This window comes from Pararhodobacter sp. (assembly GCF_036802785.1).
Classification (GTDB): domain Bacteria; phylum Pseudomonadota; class Alphaproteobacteria; order Rhodobacterales; family Rhodobacteraceae; genus Pararhodobacter.
Window position 1 is genome coordinate 1 of record NZ_DAIRVN010000129.1, and the last position, 5,075, is coordinate 5,075.

Genomic DNA, 5,075 nt, shown 5'->3' on the forward strand with positions numbered 1-5,075 from the left:
GAAGGGCGCGATCTGCTCAAGAGCGGCCCGGAAGAGCTGCGCGCGGTGCGTGGGCTGCCCACAGGCAAGGGCGGCGCCTCGCCGACGGGCGACAGGCCCCGCCCGCCGCTTCCGCCCGGCATGTCAGGGGAGACGACAGAAGGCTCGGAAACGCCTGAAACCAGCGGGCGCGAGGTGCCCTTCAGCCGGTGCGGCTGCGTCCGGGGCAGCTCGGCCTCGGAGGTGTCATCGTGATGCGCCGCGAAATAGAGCGAAAACTCGGTGCCCGTGCCCTCGGTGCTGCTTGCGAAGATCCACCCGCCCATCTGCTTGACGATGCCATAGGCGGTGGAAAGGCCCAGCCCGGTGCCCTCTCCGGTGCGTTTGGTGGTAAAAAAGGGCTCGAATATCTTGTCGATGATATCGGCGGGAATGCCCAGCCCTTCATCGACAACCCGGATCAGCGCGTAATCCCCCGCCGGAAGGCGGACGCGCCCGCGCTCCAGCTCGCTGTCCATGCGCACCGCCTCGGTCTCGATCAGGATCTCGCCGCCCATGGGCATGGCATCGCGCGCATTCACCACGAGATTCATGATCACCTGCTCCAACTGCCGGCGATCAGCGCGGATGGTCCCGATGCGCGGGTCATGCGAAAGGGTCAGCGTGATGCGCTCGCCCACCAGCCGGGTCAGCAGATGCGCCAGTTCCTCAAGCAGGCTTTCCAGCGACAGGGTTTCAGGCTTCAGCGTCTGTTTGCGCGAAAAGGCCAGAAGCTGGCGCACCAGCGCAGCGGCGCGGTTGGTGTTCTGGTGGATCTGCACAAGGTCGTTGTAATCAGGATCATAGTGATCGCGGTTCAGCAAGAGCAGGTCGCAATGGCCTGAGATGGCGGTCAGCAGGTTGTTGAAATCATGCGCCACCCCGCCTGCAAGCTGGCCGATTGCCTGCATTTTCTGGCTCTGCACGAAACGCGCCTCCAGCGATTTCAGCTCGGTCGCGTCGCTGATGACTGCCACCAGCGCATTGTCACTGTCAGGCCCCGCCGCGCGGCGCAGGATGATCTGGACAAAGGTCTCCTGCGGGGGCAGCGTGGCGCGCAACACCTCTGGCCGGTTGAGCGCGCGGCCTTCGCGGGCGTCATCGAGCCAGTCACTCACCGGGCGGCCCAGCCCCTCCACCACCTCGGAGAAGTAGCGCGATTCACCGGGTGCCAGCCCCAGCAGGCCGCGCGCCGGGCGGTTGGTGTCGATGATCTTTCCCTCGCCATCCAGCAGCATCAGGGCGACGGGGATGTCCTCGAAATCATGGCGGGTAGTGGGTTGCGCCCGCTCCCCCGGCGCCGAAAGCCAGCCCGGCAGGAACAGGATATCGCGCTGGCCGTCGCGCCCGGCGCTGGCATAGGCAAGCCGCGCCTGCACGCCGCCTGAGCCGGGCAGCACCACCGGCACCGGATTGAGGCCCTGACGCAGCGGTGACAGCGCGGCCTCAAGATCAGGGTCCAGCACCAGAACCGGCGCCTCGCCCGGGGCGGCAGGCAGGGTAATGCCGGGCACCCCGAACCGGTTGCGGAATGCGGTGTTGGCGCTCAGGGGTGTGTCCTTTGGCCCCAATGTCAGCAGCGGCAGGCCCAGCATATCAACCGAGCGCCCCGCCCCGTCGCTGCCGGTGCTGAAGCGCCAGACCATCAGCCCCGCCCAACCGTCGCCCGCATCGGTGCGGTGCACCGCCAGCCGCAGCCCGCCTTCGGGGCGCGTGAAGTCACGCTGCGCCTGCCCCTGCGCCAGCGCTTCTGCCAGAAGGGCAGCGGCAGCGCGCGCGGGTTCCGCGCTCCAGCGCAGCAGAAGGTCCGCAGGCGCGACCGGCCCCGCCCCTTGCGGCGGTCCGGCAAAGGCCTGCGCGACAGGATTGGCGCCGACAGGGCGGCCCGTGCCATCGGTCAGCAACACCGCATCAGGGTCGCGCGAGGCCGCGATGATCAGGGTTTCGGCAAGCGACAGCCGCTTGCGCCGGTTCAGCGCCAGTGCGCCCGCGCCTGCCAGCGTGATCAGCCCCAGCGTGGTCGCCGCCGCCAGCATCGGCGGCGCAAAAGCGGTGTCGCGGGTCAGCACAGCCCCCGCCAGCCCCAGCAGCGCCGCCACCGTCAGCCCTGCCAGCAACGGGCGCAGCCGCAGCAGCGCCAGCGTCAGCGCGCCGCGCGCCTCAGCCGCCGCCCCCTCAGCCACCGGCTGGTCGCCTGCCAGTGCGCCGGAAGGGCGAGAGGGCTCGGATAGAACGGTATCTTTCAAGGAAGTGCTCGTCTTATGGGGGTCAGGCTGCGAAAAATCGGGAGGGGCGGGGTCAGGCAAGGCAGGGGGCAATCAGTTTCCCTTGTGTTCCAGTACCGTTAACATCGCGTTAACCGTTCCAGAAATACCGCCACAGGTTGAACGAGCAACCTCTTGCACCCGCCTATTTCGTGCAAAGATGTCTCAGACGCGGCGCAGGACCGACAGGAAGAACCCGTCGCCCCCGTCGAGCGGCGTGAAATGATGCGTGCTGAGCGCCTGCCAGCCGGGTTCCCGCGTCAGAAAGGCCGCGATCTGCGCATCATTCTCGGCACCGAAGAGCGAGCATGTGGCATAGGCCAGCAGCCCGCCCGGTGCGGTCAACGCCGCGCAATCGTGCAGGATCTGGGCCTGAATGCGGGTCAGTTCCTCCAGTCGGGCGGGGGTCAGCGCCCATTTCGCCTCGGGCGCGCGGCGCCAGCTGCCTGAGCCGGAACAGGGCGCATCGGCCAGCACCACAGGCCATTGCCCCGATGCCGCGCCGGGCAGCACGGTGATCCGGGCACCCGCCCGGCGCGCCCGTTCGGGCAGGTCGCGCATGCGCCGCGGGTCGGCATCATGCGCGCTGACCGCCATCCCCTCCGCCGCCAGCGCCAGCGCCTTGCCGCCGCCGCCCGCGCAATAGTCCAGCACCCGGGTGCCGGGCGTCAGATGCGCCACCAGCGCCTCGGTCACAGCCTGCGAGGCGGCGTCCTGCAACTCCACCCGCCCCTCACGATAGGCCGCGCTGTTGCGGATACGGCGGGGGTTGGCGACAACTTCCAGCGCATGGCGGGCCAGCGGATGGGGCCGGGTTTCCACGCCATCCGCCGCCAGTTCGGCCTGCGCGGCACCGGGCGTCGTGGCAGCGGCATTGACCCGCAGGAAGACCGGGGCGCGCCCGCGCATCAGGCTCAGAACCGCGTCGGCCCTTTCGCCAAGCGCGGCGTCGAAATGGGGCAGCAGCCAGTCCGGGCAGTCCAGCGCCTCGGCCCGCGTCAGGGGCGGCGTCGGGCTGGCGAAAAGCGCCTGCTCGGTGGCATCAAGGGGGGCGGGGCTGTGCTGCGCCCCGGTCCAGTCGGTCACCGGGTCGGGCACGGAGCCGGGCACGGCAGCATCGGCGCGCCTCAGGCCCAGCAGCAGCGCCCGCCCAGTTTCTCCGCCGCCCAGCACCTGCGCAGAGCGCCGCTGCCGGATGGCGCTGAACACCAGATCGCGCACCGCCTCACGGTCGCCCGAACCTGCGAAACGGCTGCCGCGCGCCCATTGCGTCAGCGCCTGCTCGGCGGATTGCCCGGCAAGGGTGCGGTCCAGAATGGCAATGGCGGCGGCCTGGCGGGCAGCGGGGGTCATACGGGCCTCCTTCGATGCGCCCTCATTGCGACAGCGCGCCCGGCTTGGCAAGCCCGTGCCGCTTGCCCCGGCCGCGCGCATGCGGCACATTCCGCCGGATCACCCAACCCGGACATGCCATGACCCTGCCCCTGAACCCCGCCCTCGCCGCCACCTTCATCCCCCCGGTGATGGAGGCCCGCCGCTGGCTGTCTGAAACCACGCTGCCCGAGGGGCTGGCCCTTCTGAACCTGTCGCAGGCCGCGCCGGTGGAGCCGCCCCCGGCAGCGATGCGCGCCGCCATGGCCCGCGCGATCGAGGAAGACCCGGCGATCCATCTCTATTCCCCGGTTCTGGGCAACCCGGAACTGCGCGCCGCCCTCGCACAACGGATTTCCACGCTCTATGGCGGGACGGTAACGGCGGATCAGGTGGCGCTCACCTCGGGCTGCAATCAGGCCTTCTGCGCGGCGGTGGCCACGCTGGCGGGGCCGGGCGATGAAGTGATCCTGCCCCAGCCGTGGTATTTCAACCATCAGATGTGGCTGACCATGCAGGGCGTGAAAACCGTGCCGCTTGCGACGGGGGCAGATCTGTTGCCCTCGCTGGAGGATTGCGCCGCGCTGATCACCGCGCGCAGCAAGGCGATTGTGCTGGTGACGCCGAACAACCCGGGCGGCGTGGAATACCCGCCCGCACTGATCCGCGGCTTCGCGGAACTGGCCGCGCGCCACGGGCTGGCGCTGATCGTCGATGAAACCTACCGCGACTTCCACAGCCAGGAAGGCCCGCCGCACGGGCTGTTCGCCGATCCGGGCTGGGATGAGGTTCTGGTGCATCTCTATTCGTTTTCAAAGGCCTACCGGATGACCGGGCACCGGGTGGGGGCCATTGCCACCAATGCGGCGCATCTCGCCCAGATCGAGAAGTTTCTGGATACGGTGACGATCTGTGTCTCCGGGCCGGGGCAGTTCGGCGCGCTCTGGGGGCTGGAGAATCTGGGCGACTGGCTGGCCGGCGAACGGCTGGAAATCCTGCGCCGCCGCGCGGCGATGGTCACGGGCTTCGCGGGGCTTGAGGGGTGGGAGCTGAAGGGCTGCGGCGCCTATTTCGCCTATGCGAACCACCCGTTCGACGCCCCCGCCCCCGAGGTTGCCAGACGCCTGCTGCGCGAGGCCGGGGTGCTGATGCTGCCCGGCACCATGTTCCGCCCGCAAGGCGACCCTTACGGCAACCCACTAGGCGCGCGCGAGATGCGCATCGCCTTCGCCAATGCCGACACCACCGAGATCACCGATCTGATGCGGCGGCTGGCAGCGCTGGGGCCGCGCTGACAGCCCTCTTGCCACCGCCAGCCTCCCCACCGTCACCGGCCCTCACGCCCGGAATGCGCTTTCATCTTGCAACAAATACGCTGGGGGGTGAATTGGCCGCAGGCCAAGAGGGGGGCAACGCCCCCCT

Annotated in this window: 3 protein-coding genes; 1 reads left to right on the forward strand and 2 read right to left on the reverse strand. The window is 69.3% G+C overall.

Annotation, left to right across the window (positions count from 1 at the left end; all coding sequences use genetic code 11):
- The coding region (locus V7Q53_RS23015) for a two-component system sensor histidine kinase NtrB (RefSeq protein WP_333831341.1) at positions 1-2,264 on the reverse strand (2,264 nt) is incomplete at its 3' end.
- A gap of 183 nt (positions 2,265-2,447) precedes the next feature.
- Positions 2,448-3,635, reverse strand: coding sequence for an RsmB/NOP family class I SAM-dependent RNA methyltransferase (locus V7Q53_RS23020; protein ID WP_333831342.1), 1,188 nt, complete (start codon positions 3,633-3,635; stop codon positions 2,448-2,450).
- 119 nt (positions 3,636-3,754) lie between these two features.
- On the opposite strand from V7Q53_RS23020, the gene V7Q53_RS23025 reads away from it, so the two are divergent.
- Positions 3,755-4,948, forward strand: coding sequence for an aminotransferase (locus V7Q53_RS23025; protein ID WP_333831344.1), 1,194 nt, complete (start codon positions 3,755-3,757; stop codon positions 4,946-4,948).
- The last annotated feature ends 127 nt before the right edge of the window (positions 4,949-5,075 follow it).